This is a genomic window from Streptomyces sp. NPDC037401 (assembly GCF_055602345.1).
In genome coordinates, this window is record NZ_JBVJWO010000001.1 from 277,162 (window position 1) to 299,720 (window position 22,559).

Annotated in this window: 15 protein-coding genes; 7 read left to right on the forward strand and 8 right to left on the reverse strand. The window is 74.4% G+C overall.

Going from position 1 to position 22,559, the window contains the following annotated elements; all coding sequences use genetic code 11:
* Window positions 1-75: 75 nt before the first annotated feature.
* From ACZ7H1_RS01220 to ACZ7H1_RS01235, 4 genes are all read right to left on the reverse strand, one after another.
* On the reverse strand, window positions 76-1,212 hold the full coding sequence (locus ACZ7H1_RS01220; RefSeq protein WP_470782644.1) for a macro domain-containing protein: 1,137 nt from the start codon (window positions 1,210-1,212) through the stop codon (window positions 76-78).
* An 86-nt stretch (window positions 1,213-1,298) separates the two neighbouring features.
* Complete coding sequence (locus ACZ7H1_RS01225) at window positions 1,299-1,997, reverse strand: RES family NAD+ phosphorylase (RefSeq protein ID WP_470782646.1); 699 nt, start codon at window positions 1,995-1,997, stop codon at window positions 1,299-1,301.
* Complete coding sequence (locus ACZ7H1_RS01230) at window positions 1,994-2,689, reverse strand: hypothetical protein (RefSeq protein ID WP_470782647.1); 696 nt, start codon at window positions 2,687-2,689, stop codon at window positions 1,994-1,996. Before ACZ7H1_RS01230 ends, ACZ7H1_RS01225 begins: the two co-directional genes overlap by 4 nt.
* Window positions 2,690-2,700: 11 nt before the next feature.
* Window positions 2,701-6,126, reverse strand: a complete 3,426-nt coding sequence (locus ACZ7H1_RS01235) for a CHAT domain-containing protein (protein WP_470782648.1) — start codon at window positions 6,124-6,126, stop codon at window positions 2,701-2,703.
* Window positions 6,127-6,276: 150 nt separating this feature from the next.
* On the opposite strand from ACZ7H1_RS01235, the gene ACZ7H1_RS01240 reads away from it, so the two are divergent.
* The 4 genes from ACZ7H1_RS01240 (at window position 6,277) to ACZ7H1_RS01255 (ending at window position 13,485) form a co-directional block, all read left to right on the forward strand.
* Window positions 6,277-7,524 carry a cytochrome P450 family protein gene (locus tag ACZ7H1_RS01240; RefSeq protein ID WP_470782650.1) on the forward strand — a complete coding sequence of 416 codons (1,248 nt, stop codon included), beginning with the start codon at window positions 6,277-6,279 and terminating at the stop codon, window positions 7,522-7,524.
* A 63-nt stretch (window positions 7,525-7,587) separates the two neighbouring features.
* Entirely contained in the window at window positions 7,588-12,498 is a 4,911-nt protein-coding gene (locus ACZ7H1_RS01245; RefSeq protein WP_470782652.1) for an HD domain-containing protein, read from the forward strand.
* Complete coding sequence (locus tag ACZ7H1_RS01250) at window positions 12,479-12,886, forward strand: hypothetical protein (RefSeq protein ID WP_470782653.1); 408 nt, start codon at window positions 12,479-12,481, stop codon at window positions 12,884-12,886. The genes ACZ7H1_RS01245 and ACZ7H1_RS01250 overlap by 20 nt, the downstream gene beginning before the upstream one ends.
* Window positions 12,883-13,485: a hypothetical protein gene (locus tag ACZ7H1_RS01255; RefSeq protein ID WP_470782654.1), complete on the forward strand. Its 603-nt coding sequence runs from the start codon at window positions 12,883-12,885 to the stop codon at window positions 13,483-13,485. The genes ACZ7H1_RS01250 and ACZ7H1_RS01255 overlap by 4 nt, the downstream gene beginning before the upstream one ends.
* 24 nt (window positions 13,486-13,509) lie before the next feature.
* Here the strand turns inward: ACZ7H1_RS01255 and ACZ7H1_RS01260 are convergent, their stop codons facing one another.
* The 4 genes from ACZ7H1_RS01260 to ACZ7H1_RS01275 all read right to left on the reverse strand — a co-directional run bounded on the left by ACZ7H1_RS01260 (window position 13,510) and on the right by ACZ7H1_RS01275 (window position 19,872).
* The gene (locus ACZ7H1_RS01260) at window positions 13,510-15,852 is read right to left on the reverse strand and encodes an immune inhibitor A domain-containing protein (protein ID WP_470782655.1); all 2,343 of its coding nucleotides are present in this window, start codon (window positions 15,850-15,852) and stop codon (window positions 13,510-13,512) included.
* A gap of 258 nt (window positions 15,853-16,110) precedes the next feature.
* Complete coding sequence (locus ACZ7H1_RS01265; RefSeq protein WP_470782657.1) at window positions 16,111-17,682, reverse strand: molybdopterin-dependent oxidoreductase; 1,572 nt, start codon at window positions 17,680-17,682, stop codon at window positions 16,111-16,113.
* Window positions 17,658-17,999: a hypothetical protein gene (locus tag ACZ7H1_RS01270; RefSeq protein WP_470782659.1), complete on the reverse strand. Its 342-nt coding sequence runs from the start codon at window positions 17,997-17,999 to the stop codon at window positions 17,658-17,660. Before ACZ7H1_RS01270 ends, ACZ7H1_RS01265 begins: the two co-directional genes overlap by 25 nt.
* A gap of 136 nt (window positions 18,000-18,135) precedes the next feature.
* Entirely contained in the window at window positions 18,136-19,872 is a 1,737-nt protein-coding gene (locus ACZ7H1_RS01275; protein ID WP_470782660.1) for a ricin-type beta-trefoil lectin domain protein, read from the reverse strand.
* Window positions 19,873-20,231: 359 nt separating this feature from the next.
* Here ACZ7H1_RS01275 and ACZ7H1_RS01280 point away from each other — a divergent pair, with 359 nt between their 5' ends.
* The 3 genes from ACZ7H1_RS01280 (at window position 20,232) to ACZ7H1_RS01290 (ending at window position 22,375) form a co-directional block, all read left to right on the forward strand.
* On the forward strand, window positions 20,232-20,897 hold the full coding sequence (locus tag ACZ7H1_RS01280) for a TetR/AcrR family transcriptional regulator C-terminal domain-containing protein (RefSeq protein WP_470782662.1): 666 nt from the start codon (window positions 20,232-20,234) through the stop codon (window positions 20,895-20,897).
* An 81-nt stretch (window positions 20,898-20,978) separates the two neighbouring features.
* Window positions 20,979-21,899 (forward strand): serine/threonine dehydratase, encoded by a 921-nt coding sequence (locus ACZ7H1_RS01285; RefSeq protein ID WP_470782664.1) that lies wholly within the window; start codon window positions 20,979-20,981, stop codon window positions 21,897-21,899.
* Between the two features lie 107 nt (window positions 21,900-22,006).
* Window positions 22,007-22,375: a hypothetical protein gene (locus ACZ7H1_RS01290; RefSeq protein ID WP_470782666.1), complete on the forward strand. Its 369-nt coding sequence runs from the start codon at window positions 22,007-22,009 to the stop codon at window positions 22,373-22,375.
* The last annotated feature ends 184 nt before the right edge of the window (window positions 22,376-22,559 follow it).

The window sequence follows — 22,559 nt, forward strand, 5'->3', positions numbered from 1 at the left end:
GTGGCCGTGCACGACCCCACAGTCCACCCCCCGTCAACTCACCTTCGGTACCGGCATGTCGGCCGGTGATTCCAGTCAAGCGGACGTCGTGGTCGGCGACGGGTCGCCGTCCGGGCGGATTCCGGCGGGCAGCCGTCCCAGCAGCTCGCCGACCATCTCGGGGCCGCGGACCAGGAAGTGGACGTCCCAGTCCGCGCCGCGCGCCAGCTCCGCCTCCACCGCCGCCCACAAGGCGCTCGCACTCGTCGCGTACGGGAGCCCGCCCCGCCCCGAGCCCAGCAGGGGGAAGCACACCGAGCGGAGCGGCGGGTCGAACCGGTCGTGCTCGTCCGCGAGCAGGCCGAAGACCCGGGCCGCGGCCCGCGTCACATCGGCGGGCAGCACGTCGTAGTCGTTGGTCCCGGCCCGCGGCACGGCGATCGCGGCGTGGTAGATGCGCCGGATGCCCTGGCCGACCAGGGCGCCCGACCCGGTCGAGGCCACCGTGCCGGGCAGGACCGGCCGCCCCGACGTGTCGTAGCGGGCGGCCCACTTGCGCAGCTCCTCGTGCAGCGGGTCGTCGTGCACGTCCCCGGTCACCCCGCGGACCGCCGCCGCGCGGCGCAGCGAGGCGGAGACCGAGGCCTTGTACGGCTCCGGCAGCGCCAGGTACGTGTTGACGGGCGAGACGACCACGTCCACGTCGCGCAGCAGATCGACCGGATGTGCGTGCACGGTCAGCGCCACGGCGCGGCCGCCCGTGCGGACCCTCATCGTCAGGTGGGCGGGGGTGTGCCCCGCCCCGGGTGCGTTCCCCGGCGACCGTCCCGCAGCGTGTCCCGGCGCGTTCCGTGCGGCCGCGGCCGCCGCCCCGCCGTCGGCCAGCCGCCCGATCTCCTCCGCGACCTGCCCCAGCACCATCAGCTCGTGGTCCTTGCGGAACCGCTCGACGCTCACCCCGTACACCTCGGCGGCGCGCCTGCGCCGGTCGGAGCCCGGCCAGTCCCGCGTGCCCTGGGCCAGCCCGAGGGTGTACTCCGCGGCGGTCCGCAGGGTGCCCTGGTCGAGCCCGGACACGGCGAGCCGGACCAGGCCCTCCACCGAGCCGTCCGGCAGCAGGGCCGCGGCCTCGCGCAGGGTGGGCACCGCGAGGTTGCGCAGCCTGACCAGGCCCGCTCGTCGAAGTTCCTTGAGTTCAACGAGAACTGACGCATGCTCAACAACCGGCGACATGGCAGCCACTGTTACACCGGCTGTCACAGGCAGACAAGGACCGGGATTTCAGGCCGACGTACTCCGGCCACGCGCCGGCGGGCCGCTCACCCCGGCCACGGCGGAACGATGGCCGCCCGCAGCGGCGCCAGCAGCCGGTTCGCCTCGGCGACTCCGGAGGGCGAGCCCAGGTCCGGAATCCCTCCCGAGCCCACCGGGGCGGGCGGCTCCCCGCCGCGGAAGGCCCCGTCCGGCCCGCTGCCGCCGCCGAACCGGTCCTCGAAGAGGACCGTGGCCAGCCGGGGCCGGTGGCGGCGCGACTGCCACACCAGTCCCATGGCGCGGGTGTCCTGCGCGCGCATCTCGCTCGCCCACCGCCGCGTCTTCGCGTACCGGTCGCCCTCCGCCTCCAGCAGCCAGGAGTCCTGGCACACCGCCGCCAGGTCCTCCTCCGTGACCAGGGAGATCAGCCGCAGGTCGCAGCGGGTCCGCAGCGCGCTCAGCGAGCGCCCGCGCGCCACCGCGTACGGGATCAGCCGCATCCCAGACCCCGGCTCGAACTCCAGGGAGCGCAGCAGGGTCTCCGCCAGCGCGGTCGCCGGGTCCATCGCCGCGTACAGGAAGGCGTACGGGTCGGCGGCCGTGCCGTCGAAGCGGCTGCCGCCGAAGTGGGCGTCCGCGACGACCGGGTTGAAGGCGTCCACCGACCGCCTGCTGTCGTGCACCCGCCACAGCTCCGTACCGGCCGGCACCAGAAGGGAGTTGGGCTGCATGGTGTAGGCGCCGGGAGGCGTGTCGCCGATCATCGCTCCCCCTCCACGAGCTCGCGGGCGGCCCACGTCAGCCGCTCGTCCGGGACCCTGCCGAGCAGCGCGGCGGGCCTGCCGTCCAGCCAGGTGTTGCCGCTCAGCCACCAGTGCGCGGCCCCCCACGGGTCCACCTCGGCCATCAGCAGACGGTTGATCTGCCGCACGACCGGGACCGGGCCGCCGGTGTCCGCAGCGAACTGGAAGGCGGGGTAGCGGGTGCCCTGCGCCGGATCGTCCAGCGCGATCAGTTCGTGCGGGGGTGGTTCGCCGCCGCATTTCTCCCGTGCCTGGAGCGGCGAGAGCGACGGTGCCTCCAGCAGCTGCCGGCGCGCCTCCGCCAGTGCCGCCGCGGCCTCCGGCGACACCGGGGCCGGTGCCCCGGTCGCCTCGGCGGGGTCCGTCAGGAAGGCCAGCAGCAGCCGCGCGTCCAGCACGTCCGAGGGGTCGTCGAGCACCGCGGCCCCCCGTACGGAATCCAGTGCGATCCGCACCGGGTGGTCGATCGGCAGCGGCAGCAGTGCCAGCCGCACCCCCTGGAGGGCCCGCCGCCGGTCCCGCGGCTGCGAGCCGGCGGCCTCCAGCGCCCGCAGCCGTTCCAGCAGTACCGCGAACTGCTCTTCGTCCAGGGCCTCCCGGATGCTCGTCCGGTGTTGCGCGATCAGGCGTTCGAGCCGCCGCTCCGCGTTCATTCCTGCTCCTTTCAACGGCCGGGGTTTCCCTGGTGGGTGAAGGCGGCCCAGACCGGCAGCCGGTCCAGGCCCGGGCGTTGCATTTCGCGCCGTAGCGCGGGTCCGAGCGTGCCGGGATCGCGGCGGTCGGGGTCGAGCATCCACAACTGGGCCTCGCGCAGGGCGTCTGCGGGGCTGCGGCCCTCGACGGCGAGGTGGTGGTGGAAGACCGCCATCATCAGGAGGGAGGCGCCGTCCTGCGCGGTCCAGCGTGACCCCACGACGTCACGGGCCCCGTTGGCGACGAACGCCGTCGCCAGGGTGAGGGCCTCGTCGTGGTCGCCGGTGCTCAGATCGGTGTCGCAGGCGCTGAGGACCACCAGCGGCCCGTCCGCCGCCTCCGTGCCCGTGCCCGTGCCCGTTCCCGTGCCCGTGCTTGCGCCGGCGTCGAGGAGGCGGGTGACGGTGAGCATGCCGAGGTCGGGCAGGGCCCCCGGCCCGCCGTCCTGCGCGCCGAGCCCTTCCGTACCCTCCGGGAAGGCCAGGTGCAGAGCCGAGACCGTGGGGCGCAGCTCGGCCGAGCCGTGCGAGGCCACGTGGAGGAGGGACAGCGGGCCGCGCAGGAGGGCGAGCACGTCGTCGGGCGTCCCGGGCGCCGAGGGTTCCGCGGCGGGGTCGTAGAACTCGCCCATGAGCCGGGCGCGGGGGTAGTAGGCGGCGTGGAGGGCGGTGGCTTCGCGTTCGGCGTGGGTGAGGTCCATGCGCGGGTCGGCGAGGAGGACCGGGGCCGCTGCCGGATCGCGCCGTGCCCGCCGGGCGGCCCGCAGGAACTGTCCGCCGGAGGCGGCGTAGGTGAGGGCGAGGAACTGGCAGGCGTAGTCCCACGGCGCCGTGCGCGGCAGGCGCGCCGCGTGCCAGGGTACGACGCCCAGCGGGCCGCACGGCACCAGCACCAGCCGCGTCGGACCGGGCGGACGCCGCCGCCCGGGAGCGCCCGCGATCATCTCCGTGACCTTGGCCAGCACCGGGCTCAGCGCGGCCGGGAACGCCCAGTCGCACAGCTCCGACAGGGCCTGGTCCCAGGCCGCCTCGGCATCCGGATCCCCCAGGGCCCGGGAGCGGGCGGCAGCCGCGGTCAGGTACCGGTCGAGCGGCTCCTGCCCCGCCCCCGCGAGCAGCGGCAGTTCCACCACCGAAGGCCCCGTCCCGGCCCCCGTCCCGGACCCCGTCCCGGCCCCTGAACCGGTGCCGGACCCCGTCCCGGGGCCGATGACGATCGCCACGCCCGGTTCCGTGCCCTCCCCGGCCACGAGGTAGACCAGCGCATCCGCCCCGGCGCCCGACAGGCCGGCGGCGAGCTCTCCCGTCGTCGCCGTGGCGAACGGCCCGGCGCCGCTCTGCCCGTAGCCGAGCGCCTCGAGGGCGCTGCGGCGCAGCCGGCTGGGCAGCGCGTCGGGGTATGCGTCCCCCGCACCGGGCTGCCGGGCGCCCGCATCCCGCCAGGCGGCGGCCAGTTCGCCGTGGCCGCGTTCCTCCAGGAGTTCGGGCACGGTCGCCGAGACGGAGGCTGCCTGGAGGACGAGCGCCCGCCCCAGCTCCAGGGCGGCGACGGCCTCCTCGACCCGGCCGCGGCGGGCCGCCCAGCGCGCGGCCCGGACCCCGTGGTCGGCGCCCGCGCGCGCCGCGAGCAGCCCGTGCTCGGCGCCGAGCTGGAGGACGACGTTCGCGGCGACCCGGTGCAGGGCCTCGGCGGTGACCTCCGCCGCGGTGGCCTCCGCCGCGGTGGCCTCGTCCGCGGTGGCCTCGTCCGCGGTGGCCCCGTCCGCGGTGGCCTCGGGCGCGGTGGACGCGCCGGCCGTGCAGCGCTCCCGCAGGAGCTCCGCGAGCTTCAGCAGCGCCCCCGCTGCGAACGGCGTTGCCTGCCCCTCGGCCAGACCCGCCCGGATCAGGGTGAGCTCCTCGACGGCGGCATCCTGGTCGGCGGGGTCCTGTGTCACGTAGTGCCGCATGTCCAGGGCGATGGCCGCCAGCCACCGCTCGCTGAGCGACGCTCCGGGGCCCGGCCGGGTGACCTCCGGCGGCTGCCCGGTGGCCGCCCCCAGCGCGATGCGGATCGTCTCGTGCGTACCGGACAGCGCGTCGAACAGCCGCCGCAGCGGCTCCAGCTCGGCTATGGGATCGGCCAGGGTGCGGTCCACGCACGCGAAGCCGCGCAGGAGGGCCTCGCCGTCGCCGCTCATCAGGCCGCGCACCATCCAGGCCTGCCCGAGGGCCAGCGGCACGATCGGCGGCAGGTCCTCCCCGCCCGCTCCGGCCGCGTCTTCGAGGGCTTCCAGCTCCCGGACGATGGCGTCGAGGGCGTCCAGATCCCCGCTCTCGTGCGCATGCCCGGTCGCCGCCACCAGGTGCGCGGCACGTGCGACGCGTTGTACGGCCCGCGCCTCCGGCTCGGGATTCTCGCCGAACCGCGCGCTCATCCGCTCGGTGACCTCGCGCCCGACGGCCGCGTCCAGATGGCTGCCGCCCACGGTCTGCGCGGACTGCAGCAGGAGCCCGCTCAGTACGCCGAGCAGCTGCGCAACGGCGTCGTCGCCGGGCATCTGCCGACGGGCCGCAGTCAGGACCTCCAGAGCCCGGTTGTGGTGCGCCGTGTCCCCGTCCTCCAGGACCTGCACCATGCCCACCAGGGCCGGCACCATCGCCTGGAGCCCCAGGTCGGCGATCTCCGACTTCCGGGGGTCCGGCGGCGTGTCCGGACCGGGGCGCGGCCCGCCCGCCGGCGGCCTCTGCGGCCACATCACCGGCATCGCCTGCAGGAGCGTGCGGAGCTCGGCCGCGTACGGGAACTCCGGCGGCAGGTCGTTCAGGAGCCGGCCCGCACTGTCCGGGTCGCGCCCGGCGGCGAGGTCCTCGAACGCCTCGAAGAAACCCACCGCCTGCTGCAACTGCGGCGAGATGTCACGCGCTTCCAGGCAGAGCTGCCGGAGCTCCTCCGCCACGCCGCTGCCTTCACCGCCCGGCCCGAAGCCCCATGCCCACAGGTCGGCGAAGGCAGGCAGCCCGCCGCTGCCGTTCCCCAGGGCGTGCATCGGCAGCACCACCATGATCAGGAAGGCCGCCGCCAGCCGGACGTCGTCCGCGGGCAGCCCCGCGGGCCCGGCCGCCGCCCGCGCGCCGCGCAGCAGGGCGAGCGCACGCTCCCGGTCCTCCGGTGCGGCCCCCGCCCGGTACCGGTAGGCGAGCATCCCGCCGAGCCGGACGGCCAGCCGCTGCTGCTCCGTCTCGTCATCCGCCAAAAGGCCGTGGAGTACGGAGAGTTCGTCGATCACGGCGTCGTACGCACCGGCTTCCGGCAGCTGCGTCGCCCCCTCCGCCGGTATCAGTGCGGCCGCCCGCACCTTCGCCTCGGCCACCCGGGAGCGTACGTCCGCCCGGTCCCCGCTCTCCGCCCCGCCCATCGATCCCCCTCCGAGCCCGCTGCCGCCCATGATGTCCGCCGAAGGCCGCCCCGGAAGGGGAAATCCCGTCAGCGACCCGACTTCGACCAGGAAGCGCCCAGTTGGCCCACCCCTTGAACAACCAGCCTTCCACACCGCACTGTTGATCGAGTGACCGATGAAACCGTGACTCCGCAGCCCCACCGCATCGACCCCGCCGGCGGCTGCCCGCACGCCCTCAACTCCCGGCTCCGCGCGCACGGCGCCGTCGCCGACGTCGTACTCCCCGGTGGTGTGCCGGGCGCCCTGGTCCTCGGACACGACGCACTCAAGGAGTTCCTCGCACACCCCGATGTCGCCAAGGACGCCCGGCACTTCACCGCCCTCCACGACGGCGGCATCCCGGCCGAATGGCCGCTGCGGGCCTTCGTCAACGCGCAGGGGATGCACACCGCGGACGATGCGGACCACCGCCGACTGCGGTCGCTGGTCGGCAACGTCTTCACCGCCCGCCGGGTGGAACGCCTCCGTCCCCGGATCGAGGAGCTCACCGCCGCGCTCCTCGACGACCTCGGCCGGGCCGCCGACGAGTCCCGCGAAGGCACCGCGGACCTGCGGCAGCACTTCGCCCTCCCCCTGCCGATGAACGTGATCTGCGAACTCCTCGGCGTGGACGCCGAGCACCGAGGACGGCTCCACGAACTCTCGTACAAGGTCATCATCGCGACCGACACCACCCCGGCCGAGGCGAGGGCCGGAGTGCTCGAACTCGTCCAGCTGATGGGCACGATCGCCGCAGCCCGCCGCGCGAACCCGGGCGACGACCTGACCAGCGCGCTCATCGCCGCCCGCGAGGCCGACGGAGACAGCCTCAGCGAGGCCGAACTGACCGGCACCATGCGCCTGATGCTCGTCGCCGGCCACGAGACCACCCTCAACCTGATCACCAACGCCGTACGCGCCCTGTGCGCCCACCGGGACCAGCTCGACCTGGTCAGGTCCGGGAAGGCCACCTGGTCCGACGTGGTCGACGAAACCCTGCGCTGGGACGGCCCGGTCAGCTGGTTCCCCTTCCGCTACCCGACCCGCGACATCACCCTCGACGGCACCGTGATCCCCCGGGGCACCCCGGTCCTCGCCGGGTACACCGCGGCCGGCCGCGACCACGAGGCGTACGGGCCGGACGCCGGCCGCTTCGACCTCACCCGGGGCGGCGCCTCCCGCAACCTCTCCTTCGGCCACGGCGCCCACTACTGCCTGGGCGCCCCGCTCGCCCGCATGGAAGCCGTCATCGCCCTGGAGCGGCTGTTCGACCGCTTCCCCGACCTGGACCTCGCCGTCCCCGAAGCCGACCTGACCCACCAGCCCAGCTTCATCGGCAACAGCGTGGAGGCGCTTCCCGTACGCCTGCATTCCTGAGGCCGCCTCCGGCGCCCGCCGCCGGTGCCATCATGGTCCCCCTGGGCACGGGGGAGGGGCTGCATGGCGGAACACGGCGGCGGGATCCGCAGCGCACTGCTGATCGGGGTGCCGCGCGCCCACCAGGCGCCCGGCGCCTTCCCCGCACTGGACCGGGCGGTCGCAGCCGACCTGGCCTCCCTCGAACCCGCCCTGCGCCAGGCCGGGTTCGAGGTGGAGGTCCTCAGCGGAGCGACCGGCGCCGCGATCGGCGTACACGTCCTGGAGGCCTCCCGCAAAGTCCCCGAAGACGGCACGCTGCTCATCTACTTCACCGGACACGGCCTGCGCATCGGGGACGCCGACTACCTCGTCCCGGCCGACGCCCTCGCCCCCGAGGACGGCGTGTGGCGGCCCGCATACAGGAACACCCTGTTCCCCGCCGACCTCAGCGGCCATCTCACCGAGTGCCGGGCCGCCACCGTCCTCTACGTCATCGACGCCTGCCGCACCGCCGTGCCGGGCGGCCAGGCGGCCTTCGGCAGCAGGATCGTGCAGGGACCCCCCACGGGTGGTTTCGCCATGATGACCAGCTGCGCCGTGGGCGAGCAGGCCGGCTCCACGCAGCACGGGAGCCACTTCACCCGGGCCTTCGCCGAGGCACTGTCCCCCCTCTCCCGGCACCGGACCGTCGAGCAGGTCTTCGACGCCACCCGCAACCCGACGGCCGCCCTCGCCCTGCGGCAGGACCGGACCGCCCAGCGGGTCGGCATCCACTACGCACCCGACCACGAGCAGCAGACCCGGGCCACGCTCCTGTGCGCGGGCCGCGACCTGATGCCGCCCTGGCGCGAGGCCGTACGCCACCCGGACCTGTGGCGGCTCGCGGACCCGGGCGGGGCCGGGGCCGCGGACCGCCTCCGCGAGTGCCTGCTCGGCCTCGCCGAGGACTGCGCCCGCCGCGTGTACGAAGCCCAGCAGCGCCTGCCGGACCCCTGGGCCGACGACGACTTCCCCGTCCGGATCCTGACCCGCGAACTTCCCCGGCTGCTGCCCGCGGGCAGCCTCTCCCCCCTCGAACTGACCGCGCTGGCCGCCGCCGTGTTCCTGCGCGAGGCCGCCTGGGCCGACCGGCTCAGCCAGGCCGCCGAAGCGTCCCCCGCCGAAACCGGCCGGATGCAGGGCGCCGGGCCGCAGCGGCGCCACCTGGAGCAGATCCACGACCAGTACGCCCACCTCGCCCGCAAGGCGCCCGGCTCCCAGGACACCGCGCTCTGGCTCGTCCACCGCTGGATCGCCGACCGCTTCGAGACCGACGACGAGCCCGTACCCGCCGCGCTCGGCCACGGCTTCGTGTCCGCCCTGCTCGGCGGCTCCGCAACCGACGACGGCCGGGCCGCCGAACTCACGGGGCTGATGGCCGGGTTGACCCTCGCCGTCGGCCACGACTCCCCGCTTGACGGGCTCGCCGCGGCGCCGGGCCCCGGCAAGGTCCGGCTGCCCGAAGGCCACCAGTCGTTACGCGCCCGCCCGCTCGCCGCCGTACTCGGCCTGGCCGGCATCCTCGCCGCGGACGTCCGTACCCTTCCCGAGGTCGTCGCCGAACACCTGGCCGTCGCCGACCCCGTCACCCCGGCCGACGTGATCGGCACCGTCGCCCGCTCCCTGTCCTGGGACGCCACGGGCACCACCCTCGACCTCGACGCCCCGTGCTCCCACCAGGCCGTGCACGCCGCCTTCCAGGACCTCGCCGAACGGGCCGACCGCCTCTGCGCACGCCTGGCCCGCCTCCCGGACGAACTGTCCCGCCCCGAGACCGCCCTGCTCGACGCCCTGCCCGAACGGGTCACCGCCCGGGCCCTGCGGCCGGGCCGACGGGGCGACCGCCCGGCCTACGAGGTCCCCCTGCTGCGCTTCAGGCTCGCGCAGACCGAGGTGCGCGAACTGCTCATGGGGCGGCGGCTGTACGGCCGACCGGAGCTCGCGCTGCGCGAGCTGTACCAGAACGCGCTGGACGCCTGCCGCTACCGGGCCATGCGCCGCCGGTACCTCGACCTCACGGGCAGGCACCCGGCGCCGTGGGAGGGCCGGATCGCCTTCACCCAGGGGGAGGACGAGCGCGGCCGGTACGTCGAATGCCGTGACAACGGCGTCGGCATGGGCCTGGAACGGCTCACCGGCACCTTCACCCGCGCCGGCAGCCGCTTCGAGACCTCCCGCGCCTTCCGCCGCGAACAGGCCCAGTGGCTCCGCGCGGACCCCTCACTGCGGCTGTACCCCAACAGCCGATTCGGCATCGGGGTGTTCAGCTACTTCATGCTGGCCGACGAGATGGCCATCGTGACCCGCGAGGTCGGCACGGGCGGCGTCCCCGCCCAACAGGCGCTGAGCGTCGAAATCCCCAGCAGCGGCAGCCTGTTCCGCATCCGCCACCACTGCGAGGGCGACACCCTCCCGGAGGGCGGCACGCGCGTGCGGCTGTACCTGCGCGACGACCCGGCACTGGCGAAGCTGTCCTGCGTGCAGACACTCCGTTCGCTCGTCGCAGTGAGCGAGTTCCACTTGGAGGCGGAGGCGGAGGCGGGGCGCGACGCCGTCAACTGGGAGCCGGGGATGCTCTACCGAGGCCGGGCCGATACGGGTCGTGATGCCAGGCCCGCCGTGCCGGGAACGCTGTGGTGGGTGGACGGAGGGGGCGCGATCCTGTGCGACGGCGTCACGAGCGATGCACGGCCCTACGGCTACGTCCTCAACCTGACCGGAGCCCGTGCAGGCACGCTCAGCGTGAACCGGAACGAGCTGCAGTCGTACGACAAGGGATGGGAGGCGCAGATGCTGCGTGCCGGTGCGGGAGCCCTCACCGGCTGGGATCGGCTGACCACGGACTGGCTCTGGAAGCTGGAGGAGCAGAACGTCCACGCCGCGCGTATCGTGTGGGGCGGGTTGCGGGGCCGCGGGTTGCAGGTCCCGCTGCCGCTGGAAAGGGGCCGACTGGACCTGGACCGGCACGGCTGGCTGAGGCCGGATGTGGGCGGGGATTCCCAGCCGTCGCAGTCTCCCGAGATCGAACCGTACGACAGCATCCGGCAGTGGCGTGCGGAGCTGAGTGGTGGCGCGCCGCAGTTCGCGCTCGACTCGGACCGTACTTCCAGCGCCCCGGCATCGTTCGCGGGGTATCCGGCGCCGGAACCCGGCGACGGTGCGTTGTGCACGGACACCCGTTGCGAGTGGCCCCAGGCCGTCGGATACGCCCACGCGCAGCGCAGGACGATCGCAGGCATCCTGGCAGCGCTGCGGCGCCTGCGGATCGCCTCCCCTCTCCTCGCACCCCCAAGGCAGTCCGAAGGCGCGCTCGACTGGATCCCGTCGAGTGAGGAACGGGACTTCGCCAATCAGTGCCGGCTGCAGCAAGGACTCGGCGACGGCAATCTGCTGTCTGCCGATCGTTCCCTGCTCTCCCGGATGATCGAGCTGTCGTATAGGTACGGTTACCCGCTCGGACGCGTCCACGACCGGCTCTCCGCCTTTGCGCCGCTGTTCGCGGAAGCAGTCCCCGCACTGCCCCCGCAGCGCCGGGACCACGTCTGCACTGTGGAGGACGCGGAGAGGGCCCGGTTCCTCGCGCCGATGGACGGCGGCCGGAACCAGCCGGGGCTGCACGGTGTCGAGTCCGTCGTGGGCATCGATGCTCCGCCCGTCGGCCACAACACCCAGCGGATGGAGTGGCTGGAACAGCCGGTCGTCGGCAGCGAGCGCCCCTGGTCGTGGTCCCACGTAGGGCGGCTGCCGATGCGCTACCGACGCGACGGGCACGTCGACTGGACTGCTGTCGTGAGGTACGCGGCAGACCATCGGATCACGCTCGGCACGGCGGGGCGCGAGGTCGAACGGATGGCCCGCGCCGCGGGCCTGGAGTTCCGTTTTCGCACCCCGGACGCCACGGGTGCCCTGCACCCATCGGCACGGGCAGCCCAGGCGGGCGAAGCCTTGTACCACGCGACTCGCCGGCCCGGTGCCGATCTCGATTTCGAAGCCATGGCGCGGGCCTACCGAAACGCGAAGCCCCGCGAGAAGTTCCTGGACGGCGTGTCGGAGCTCCGAACGCTGGGCATGGACGTCCCGGACGGCGTGGAGCTGCTTCACTCGTGGCCGACGCTCCCGCTGCGGACGCGCATCATCCTCAGCGGGGTCGACCAGGCCGGCACCCCGCTGCCGGTCGGCCCCCTGCCGCCCGTGCTCTTCTCCGCCGCCGCAATGCTGGGCGAGCGTTTGGGACCGGTGTGGGATCTGGCCGCCGCAGAGTGTGCAGCGGTCGGCCTGCGGGTGCCCGCTCTCCCCCTGGCGCTCGCGGACTTCCGTCCGGACGAGGCGGATGCCGAGGCGCTGCTCCTGCGCAGCGCGCCCTTGTCCCGCGGTGGCCCGCACCCGCCGCCGGAGTGGAAGTCCCTGACGCCGCACCAGCTGGCATCCCACGCCCATGTGACCAGGGCAGGCATGGGTGCCTCGTACGCCCGTCTGTCTGCGCTGCGCGCCATCGGAGCGCCCGTCCCGGAGGTGGACCCGTCCGTCACCGACGGCTGGCCGGACCGCGTGCCCGACGCCCGTGACCTCCTCGCCCTCGGCGACAGCCACCGCGTCACCTCCGCCGGCGAAGCCCTGACCCCGCTCGACCTCGTCAGCATCGCCGGGCGGCTCGGGGAGGAGATCAGCACCACCTGGGCGCGGATCGAGCCGTACGTGCCGCTCATGGCCACGGCGCCCGCCATCCCGCGCCGGCCCGAAGTCCTGCCGCTCTGGCAGGACTTCGCACTCCTCACCGCCTACCTCGACGGCATGCCCCCGGCCGTGTCCGGCAGGGTCGCCCGGCGGCACGTGGCCTTCGCCGCACGCGAACTCGGCGAGTCCGAGGACTGGGCGTGGGGGCGGTTGCGGTGCTACGCCGCGATGTTCGGACTCGATCTCCAGGAGGCACCGCATGACGGCTCCGCCGAGTAGCCCCGGACCCGGCCCCGGACCCGCGCCCGTCCCGCACGACTTCACCGCCGCCTACGACGAACGCGACCTCGGCACGCTCCCCGTGTCCTTCACCCAGCACACCGCGCCCGGCGGCCGGACCGTGGTCGTCGAAGGGTTCTGCCCGGGGTGCCGGGGGAACACCCGGACCGAGTACGCCACCGGCGCCCCCGGCCCCGGCAGTGGGCCCAAGGGGCTCGGGGCGCTGCTCCGGCGCGGACTCCGGACGCAGGCGCCGGAGGAACCCGACGTGCTCGGCACCGAGGTGCTGTTCTGCGAGTGCGGGTACGGGCATCCCGGCCAGCCCGCAGACCCAGTCTTCCGCGGCTGCGGGGCCAGTTGGCGGGTCGCGCGCCAGGCGACGCCGTGAGCGCGCACTCCGACCGGCGCTGGGCCGAGCTCGCCCGGGAGCTGGAGTTCACCCAGCTCGCCGAGTTGCGCCGGCAGGCGGAGGGATGGCGTACCGGGCTCACCGCGCTGACCGGGCTGCTTGCCGTGCTCGTGGTCCTCAAGGGCCGGGACAGCTTCACCGACCTGCCGGACTGGGCGCGGGTCATGGCCGGCGCCCTCACCGCAGCCGCCTTCCTGCTGCTCCTCGCCGGTTCGGTGCTCGCCGTACGCGCCGCGCACGGGCGGCCCGGTGCCGAGATCGTGCTCGGCGGCCAGTCGCTGCGCCGCTGGACGGAGGGCGAGTCCGTCCGGGTGGGCCGGGCGCTCAAGGCCGCCGCCGTGTGCTGCCTGACCGGCATAGCGCTGGTCGCCGGTGCGGTGGCGGTCGCCTGGACGGCCACCGCCACCGCACCCGGCCTCCTCGTCCGGGTCACCACCCCCACCGTCACTCTGTGCGGGGAGCTGGTGGGGGCCGACCCGGCGGCCGTCACCGTCTGGACGGGGGCCGGAGACCGCAAGACCCTCCGGACCGTGCCGGGCGGCACGGTCGTGCCCGTCAAGTCCTGCGGCACCCCCTGACGGTGCGCCTTCCCGCGGTCGAGGTCAGCGCGAAGGGCTGACCTGCACCGTGGTCTGCTTGCCGCCCGCGGCCTCCTTGACCACCGCGATCCGGGTGCCGGTGTTCGGCACCTTCACGCCCACCTGCGGCAGGTCCGGAGTCCAGTACACGCCCGTACGGTCGTCGAACACCGGGACGCCCGGACGCTCCGGTATCAGCACCGGGGAGCCGTTGCGGTGGAAGACCAGCTCGTCGCTCATCCCCAGCGAGAACGTCGCGTCGAAGGTCTGCGCCCGCGCGTTCAGCGCCGTGCCGTCGGTGTGGCGCAGGGCCTCGGGGCGGGCGTCCACCGGCAGCAGCATGCCCGCGCCCGGGTGCGCCTTCGTGGTGTTGTCGCTGTACGCCGTGTCCCACAGCCAGATCAGCACTCCCGGCTGGTACGGGTAGAACTCCACGGTGTCCTTGCGGACCGGGTCGGAACCCCAGCCGAAGTTGTACGGGCCCGTCTTCAGGTACGCCCCGTAGCCCACGTAGCGCCGGTTCTCGACCAGGTAGGCCCGCGGGTGCTCGGCGATGCCCGAACGGCCCTGCGTGCGGGACCACTTGACCGCGGTCCAGCCGTTCGCGCCCTGCTCGGCGCCGTCCCGCAGCAGCTCGCGGTCACCGGAGACGATCCGCAGCGCGTCGAAGGTGACGCCCTTGCCGTGGGTGTTGCTGTCGGAGGTCACGCGCAGCCGCAGCTGCACCGGAGCGCCCGCGAACCGGTCCAGCGGCACGGACAGTTCGGTCCAGCCCGCCGAGGTGCCGGTGATGCCCTTCGCGGGGACCGGTGCACCGCCGATGGTGCCGGGCAGCGCCGACCAGGTGCGGCCCGCGTCCGTCGAGGCCTCCACGGTCAGGTAGTCGAAGTCCTGCTCGACGTCGTACCAGACCCGCGACTCCAGCCGGGTTCCGGCCGCCGCGGCCGTGCCCGTCAGGTCCACGGTCCGGGACAGGGTGTTGTCCATGAAGTCGCCCGTACCGCTCCACCACTGGCTTGCGCCCTCGTACGGATCGGTGAGGTCCGTGGAGGTCACGGACGGCGGCAGGTGCACGAGCAGCGCCTGCGGGTCCTCGGTGTTGTACCCGGAGACGCCCAGCACCGCCCGCGTCCTGCGGCCCGCGTCGGCCTCGGTGTACTCCAGCCAGCCCAGCTGGAGCTTGCTCCACGCGTCCAGGTCGCCGGGGAAGTCCCCGGTGGTGTTGCGGCCCTTGGCGAGGTACGAGCCCGCGGACATCAGCGACCAGAAGTTGACGCTGTTGTCGCCGTCCGAGCTGTAGAGGTCCGGCAGGCCCAGGTCGTGGCCGAACTCGTGGGCGAACAGGCCCACTCCGCTGTTCTCGCCGCCGGTCAGGTAGTCGCCCGCCCAGATGCCGGAGTCGCCGACCGGGGTGCCGCCGGACTTGTTGCCCTCGGGCCCGGCGCTGCCCGCCTGGTTCCAGTACGCGAACCAGCGGTGGGCCCACACGGCGTCCTTGCCCTGGGTGCCGCCGCCCCACGTCTGGTCCTTGCCCGCGTGCACGACCACGAGGTGGTCGAGGTAGCCGTCCGGCTCGTCGAAGTTCCCGTCGCGGTCGGCGTCGTAGCGGTCCCAGACGTCGTACTCGGCCAGCTCCGCCTTGATCTGCGCCGGGGTGCGGCCCTTGGCGCGCTCACCGTGGTACCAGGCGTTGGTGGCGTCGCGGACCATGTCCCAGTTGGTGCGGCACTGGCCGGGCTCGGAGCAGTTGTCCGTGCCGTACCGGGCCTCGTTCCACGGCAGCCGCACCCAGTCGGTGACGTGGCCGTCCATGTCGTAGCGGCCCGAGGACTGGAGCCGGTAGTAGTTGCGCAGGCTCACCGTGCCGGGCTCGGCCGAGAAGAACTGGCGCCGGTAGTAGGCGCGGTCGAAGTCCTTGCGCCACACCGTGTGGTTGTCCGCCTTCGCGGGCTTGCCGATGGTGTTGTGGCGCGGGCCGGGGGTGCCGCCGAAGCGAGGCTTGCCCTCGAACTCCGTCGTGTTGTCGACCTGGTCGCCGAACTCCGCGAGGATGACGAAGACCTTGTCCTTGCGCTCCCGGGCGAGTTCGACGTACCGCTTGCCGACCTTCACCTGCTGCGGGAGGGTCCGGTCCGCCCCGGCCTTCAGGCGGCCGGCGGCCACCTGCTCCAGGGCCTGCCGGCGCAGCGCCTGGCGCTGGAGTTCCTGCGGTGCCGGCGGCGGGGCCTCGGCGTGAACCGGCCCGGTGGCTGCCGGCCCGGCCGCCGGACCCGCCGGCGGCGCGTGCCCGGCCTGCGGGGCGGCGAGCGCGGGGGCGGCGAGCAGGGCGAGGGATATCGCCGCTCCTGCCGCGAAGAGTCTGCGCAACGTACGTGTCCTTTCGGTGCGTTGGACGTGCGAAGCGCAGGTAATATTTCACATGTGACAGGTCATGCATAGGTGTCGTGTGTCAGATGTCAGGCGCCCGATGTCAGGCGCCCGATGTCTCCGGGCGCCTGACGGCACTGCCGGCGCCCGCCTGCGCCGTCCTGTTGCGACGCACAGGGACCCCCGCCGCCCGGGCAGAGGCGGCGGGGGTCCCGGCCCTGGTCCCCGTTCCGGTCGGATCCTGCTCCCGGGGCCGGTTCAGCCGACGACGACCTCCACCGTGTGCCACCCCGTCGCCCCGTCGGGCACCGTCCCGCTCCGCTTCTCCGGCTGCGTACGGCCCGCCCCGTCCGTCGCCCGCACCTCCAGCCGGTGCCGCCCCTCGGCCGCAGGCCACTCCCACACCCACTGCCGCCAGGTGTCGACGCTGTCCTCGGCCGCGAGCCGCGCCTCGTGCCAGGGGCCGCCGTCCACCCGCACCTCGACCCGCGCGATCCCCCGGTGCTGCGCCCACGCCACGCCCGCCACCGCCACCCTCCCCGCCGTCAGGCGGGCGAGCGAACGCGGAGTGTCGATCCGCGACTGCGTCTTGACCGGCGCCTGCGCGGCCCAGGACCGCTCCACCCAGTACGCGTCGTACGCCGCGAAGGTCGTCAGGCGCAGCTCGCGGAGCCATTTGCACGCCGATACGTACCCGTACAGGCCGGGCACCACCATCCGCACCGGGAAACCGTGCCGGAACGGCAGCGGCTCGCCGTTCATCCCCACCGCCAGCAGCGCGTCCCTGCCGTCCATGACCGCCTCGACCGGCGTCCCCAGGGTCATCCCGTCCACCGACCGCGCCACCAGCTGGTCCGCCGGACCGCCCTGCGAGGGCGGCCGGACCCCGGCCTCGCGCAACAGGTCCGCCAGCCGCACCCCGAGCCACCGGGCGTTGCCGACGTACGGGCCGCCGACCGGGTTGGAGACGCAGGCGAGCGTGATGTCCCGCTCGACCAGCTCGCGCCGCAGCAGGTCCTCGAAGCCGAGTGTCAGCGGCCGGTCCAGCCCCTCGCCGTGGATGCGCAACTGCCATCCCTCGACGCGGAGTTTGGGCACCACCAGCGCGGTGTCGACGCGGTAGAAGTCGCGGTTCGGCGTGAAGAACGGGCTCAGCCGCGGGATCCGCAGATCGGCGCCGGGCGGTGCCGGCCGCGCCGGCGAGGCCGGCGGCGGCAGCCGCACGGCCCGTCGCGCCGCCTCCGCGTCGGACGCGCTCAGTTCGTTCACCTGGCGCCCCACGAGCCCCGCGCAGGCCGACACCACCACCGTCGCGGCCGTCAGCTGGACGAACCGGCGCCGGTCCGCAGCCGATCCGGTCCCTCCGTAGCCTTCGAGCCCCGCGTACCCGGCGTGTTCCGGGTAGCCCGCGCGGACCCGCACCACCAGCAGGTGGAGGACGGCCGCCGCGGTCAGGCCCGCGACCACCGAGGGCACCGCGTCACGCGCCGTGCCGTCCGGCCGTCCCACTGCCGCCAGCGCACCGATCAGTCCGAACAGCAGCGCCACGGCTGCCCCGGCGCGCGGCCTGCGCACGGCGAGTACGCCGGCCGCCGCCGCGCACCCGGCGAGGATGGTCAGGATCCCCAGCTGCAGCACCAGCTTGTCGGAGCTCCCGAAGACCTGTACCGCCCAGTCCTTCACCACCGAGGGCGTGGCGTCGATGACCGCACCGCCGACCGCCCGTACCGGCCCGGACTCCGGACGCAGCACCGCCGACGCGAGCTCGGCCGTGCACAGCGCGGCGAACCCGGCGACGACGCCGCTCAGCGCGCCCAGTCGGGTCCGCACCGCGCCTCCGCCCGTTCCGAAGCCCGCAGGGCCAGCAGCCCGTACGGGCTCACCCCGTCCCCGGGTGCGTGCGCGCACGGCATCGGTCCGCGCTTGCGCAGCTCTATGATCCCGTCCAGCGTGCCGCCGTCCGGCAGGCCGCCGGTGTCCGGGCCGTAGCCGCCCGGGGCGTGCCCGTCCCGGGAGCCGGCGGGCGCGCCGAGGTCCTGCTCCCCGGCGGCGGGCGTGCTGCCGCCGCAGGACGTGCCCGCCGTCCCGCCCGCCGTGTCCGCCGCGGTCCCGCCCGTGGCCGGGACGGAACCCTGCTGCTTCGACATGCCCCGCACTCCTTGCCGTTCGCCGTCCGGGACAGTGAAACCGCGCAGTACCACCCTCCCTCCCGTGGGACACGGAAGTTCCCACGGGAGAGTGACGTCGTGCCGCATTCGCTTGACCCGGGGGTCGGTGGTGGGCTCAGACGGGCGGCGACCAGGCCTGGTTGACCAGGTGGTGACCGCACGTCCGGGCCCGCAGGCGCGCGGTGGCCGCAGCCGGGGCGTCGAGGCAGAGCCCGGAGCCGTCCACGCGCAGGGTGCCGTCCTTCCGCGCCTGCCAGCGCTGGCCCGGCGTGGTCGCGGGAGAGCAGGACGTCAGGCCCACGGTCCGCGCGGTGCCCGTGCCGGTGACGGTCAGGCACCGCGGCCCGATCCGGATCGAGCGGTCCGTACGCACCGTCCAGCGCTGGTCGGCCCCTCCGGTGCACGGCGCGAGCACCACCGCGCCCGCCCCCGCGGTGTTCTTGTCGTCCATGCACTTCGTGCCGTTGCCGGTGATCTGGCCGGTGGGTACGGCCTTGGCGCAGCCGCGCGGGGTGAGCCGCCAGATCGCGGTGCCGTGCGCGGGGATGGTCGCGACCAGCGGACCGGTCTGGTCCACGGCGGCGCCGGTCCACAGGTTCCGTACGGTCACCCGGCACGACGGCAGTCCGATGTCCATGAGCCGGATGCTGGGCCGGCGGGCGGACGAGGTGCGGTTGACGATGGCCACCGCCCGGTCGCCGCCGGACAGCGGGCGGGCGAGCACGTCGATGCGGCCGTCCGTCGCGACCACGCCCGCCTGGCGGCCGAGCGGGTCCTGGTCGATCTTGATCAGCGCGGTGTTGCCGAGGGCGGCCAGGCCGGCGGGGGTGAGCGCCCCGACGTCGGAGGAGAGGATCAGCGGGGCGGCCATCATCGCCCACAGGGCGACCTGGCTGCGGCTCTGCTCGGCGGTCAGTCCCGGTGCGCCCGCGATCAGGAAGTCCGGGTCGTTCCAGTTCCCCGGGCCCGCGTACCGGGAGAGCCAGCGGTTGTAGCCGTAGTTGCCCAGGACCGACGACCAGCGCGAGGTGCCGGGCGAAGCGGGCCGGTACACCTGGACGTCCTTGCCCTCGCGCCACAGCTGGCCGGTCCCGCCGACCCAGCCGAGCACCGAGAACCACGTGGGGCTGCCCCATTCGCCCTGCTGGAAGTAGGCGGGCGCCGAGGCGGAGAACACGATGTCGCGGCCGCTCGCCCGCAGGGCCCGCGCGGCGTCGGTGTACGCCTTCCGGTACGCCTGCTCCTTGGTCCGGCCCGGCGGGACCCACATGTTGCAGCCGTCCATCTTCAGGTAGTCGACGCCCCAGGAGGCGAACAGCCGGGCGTCCTGGACGAAGTGGTCCGCCCCGCCGCCCTGCGGGACGCCGCTGCCGGGGTAGCGCTCGCAGGTGAGCGCGCCGGCGTCCTGATAGATGCCGAACTTGAGCCCCTTGGCGTGCAGTTGGCGGCCGACCCAGGCCATGCCGTGCGGAAATCTCACCGGGTCCGCGACCAGGTCCCCGGCGGCGTTGCGGGTCCGCTTCATCCAGCAGTCGTCCACGGTCACGGTGTCGTAGCCCTTGGCGGCCAGGCCGGTGCGCACCAGCGCGTCCGCAGCCGCCAGGACGGTCCGTTCGTCGAAGTCGCACATGTAGTGGGCCCAGTTGTTCCAGCCCATGGGCGGGGTGGCGGCGAGCGGGGCGTCCGCGGAGGCCGCGGGGACGGACGGCGCGGCGGGGGGCGCGGCGGCCGGGGGTGTGGTGGGTGTGGTGTTGAGGGGGGACGCGGCCGCGGTGAGAGGTTCGGCCGATGACAGGGCGAGCAGCGCGGCAGCCGTGAGACAGCTGCGGAGCGCACGCAGGCGTGGCGGCACGGGGACTCCTCGATTGGGGGGGGTGTGCTGGCGGTCTGTCGTGCTGTCAGGCATCGATGACGCTGCGTCAGTACTCAACGTATTCCCGGAGAAAGGCCCTGTTGCACCGCACTCCGGATGCAATCGCATGCATGGAAGCGGAACGTTCGGCGAACGGGACCGGCGCCGGGCCGGCCTGAGGAGGGGCCGGGGCGGGCCTGGGGGTGGGTCTGGGGGTGGGTCTGGGCGTGGCCGTCGTCCTGCGCCGGACCCCGGGTGCCGGGTCGCCGGCTCCGCCCCGGCGAGGCTCCGCGCCGGGGCGGGAGCCGGTCGCGCCGCTTCGCCCCGCGTGCGATACGACGTACGATACGCTGTATCTCATGCCGAGGACCTCGCCCGCACTGGACCGGGCCACCCCGCAGGCCATCGCCGCCGCGGCGCTGCGCATCGTCGACGAGGACGGTCCCGCCGCCCTGAGCTTCCGGGTGCTCGCCGAGCGGCTCGGGGTCTCGCACGCCACCGTCCAGCGGCGCTGCACCGACCTCGCCGGGCTGCTCGACCTCTGCACCGACCACCTCGCCGGCGAGCTCCCCGACGTGCCGCCCGGCACCGCCTGGGCAGCCGCGACCGAGCAGCGCTTCACCGCGCTCTACCGGCTGCTCACCGCGCACCCCGGGCTGCTGGCCCTCCGCGGCAGCCGTCCCTGGCTCGGCCGCAACCTGCTCGCGCGGCTGGTCGAGCCCGCCCTCGCCGCGAACATCGCCGCCGGGATGACCCCGGCCCGGGCGATGGCGGTGTACCGGCAGATGTACCTGCTCACCCTCGGCAGCGCCGCGTTCGTCGACCACCGCGACCCGCAGGGTGCCGCCGCTGCGTCCCGGACGGCGCTCGCCGCGCTCGACCCGGCTGCGTTCCCCGTGCTGACCGGGCACGTGCACGAGCTGCTGCCGCCGCTGACCGACCACGAGGTCTACCACGAGGCGCTGCGGACCCTGATCCGCGCCCACCGCCCCGGGCGGACTCGCCGAACTGCCCGGACTCCCTGAACCGCCCGATCCCCGGACTCCCCGAAGTCCCCGGGCCGGCGGGTGCCAGCCCGCCGGCGCCCCACCCGACAGGAGACAGCCATGGCACAGCTCGGTTACGCGGACGTCCAGGCCGCAGCACAGCGCATCGCGGGCCGGACCCGTCCGGTCGCGGTCGCCCCTGCCGGGGGCGGCACCTGGTTCGCGCTGGAGTACCTCCAGCACACCGGCAGCTTCAAGGCCCGCGGCGCCCGCAACTTCATCGCCGCCCACCGCGAGGCCGGGTCCCTGCCCGCGGCCGGAGTCACCATCGCCTCGGGCGGCAACGCCGGGCTCGCCTGCGCCTGGGCCGCCCGCTGCGAAGGCGTCCCGGCCACCGTGTTCCTGCCGGAGACCGCCCCGCCGGTCAAGATCTCGAAGCTGCGCTCGTACGGCGCGGACGTGCGGCTGACCGGCAGTGAGTACGCCGAGGCGCTCGCCGCCTGCCAGGAGTACGCGGCCGGCTCCGGCGCCCTGCTCAGCCACGCGTACGACAACCCGCTGGTCGCGGCGGGCGCCGGCACCCTCCTGGACGAGATCCGCGGCCAACTGCCCGGACTCGACGCGGTGGTGGTCTCGGTGGGCGGAGGCGGACTGTTCGCCGGGATCGCGGCCGCCGCCCGCGAGCACGGGGTACGGGTCGTCGCCGTGGAGCCCGAGAACTGCCGCGCCCTGCACGCCGCGCTGGAGGCGGACCGGCCGGTCGACGTCGCCGTGGACTCGGTGGCGGCCGACGCGCTCGGTGCCCGCCGGGTCTCCGCCGCCGCGCTGCAGGCCGCCCGGCACAAGAGCACCGAGCCGGTCCTCGTCCCGGACGCGGCGATCGTCCGGGCCCGGCAGGCGCTGTGGGACGACTACCGGATGGCGGTGGAGCACGCCGCGGCCGCCGCGTACGCCGCGCTCGGCACCTCCCCCGAGCCCTACGGCGAGCGGACCGCCGTGGTGCTGTGCGGGGCCAACACCGACCCCTCCGACCTGGTGTGACGGCCGACGACGAAGGTCGTGCGGATCGGCGACTTTGGAGAACACGCCCGCTCCCGCCCGTCTGCGAAGGTCGGTGACGTCGGGAACGTACGAGGAAAGGAACGGGCGTGGCTGAGCGGCGGAAGGGGTGCCTGATCGGCGTTCTGGTGGCGGCGGTCATCGGTGTGGGGCTGCTGGCGCTCCTCGGATTCGGCATCTTCAAGGTCGTCGACGCCGCGGGGGAGACCATCGTCGAGCCGAAGGTGTACGCGGAGCTGAAGGTCGGGGACGCCGAGAGCCAGGTCCGCGAGAAGCTGCCCTCGGGCGAGACCTTCATCAAGGACGCCCTCAAGGAGGGCGGACCGGTCCAGCCGACCGGCACCACGTGCTCCTGGTACGTGGCCGGCGGGGACACCGGCTTCTCGGACCAGGACGTGTACCGCCTGTGCTTCAAGGACGGGAAGCTGGCCGAGAAGGTCCAGTACCGGATGAAGTAGTGCCTGCCGGGCCCGGCCCGGCAGGGCGGGCCGCGCGGCCGAAAGGGGCGGGGCCCGGTGCCGGGCACCGGGCCCCGCCCCTTTGCGCAGTGGAGCCCATTCACCGGCATTTTGCGGGAGTTCGGAGGCGTGCGCGGTAAAGCGCATTAGTGCGCAGCCGTGCCGAGGGCGTGAATTCAGTCAA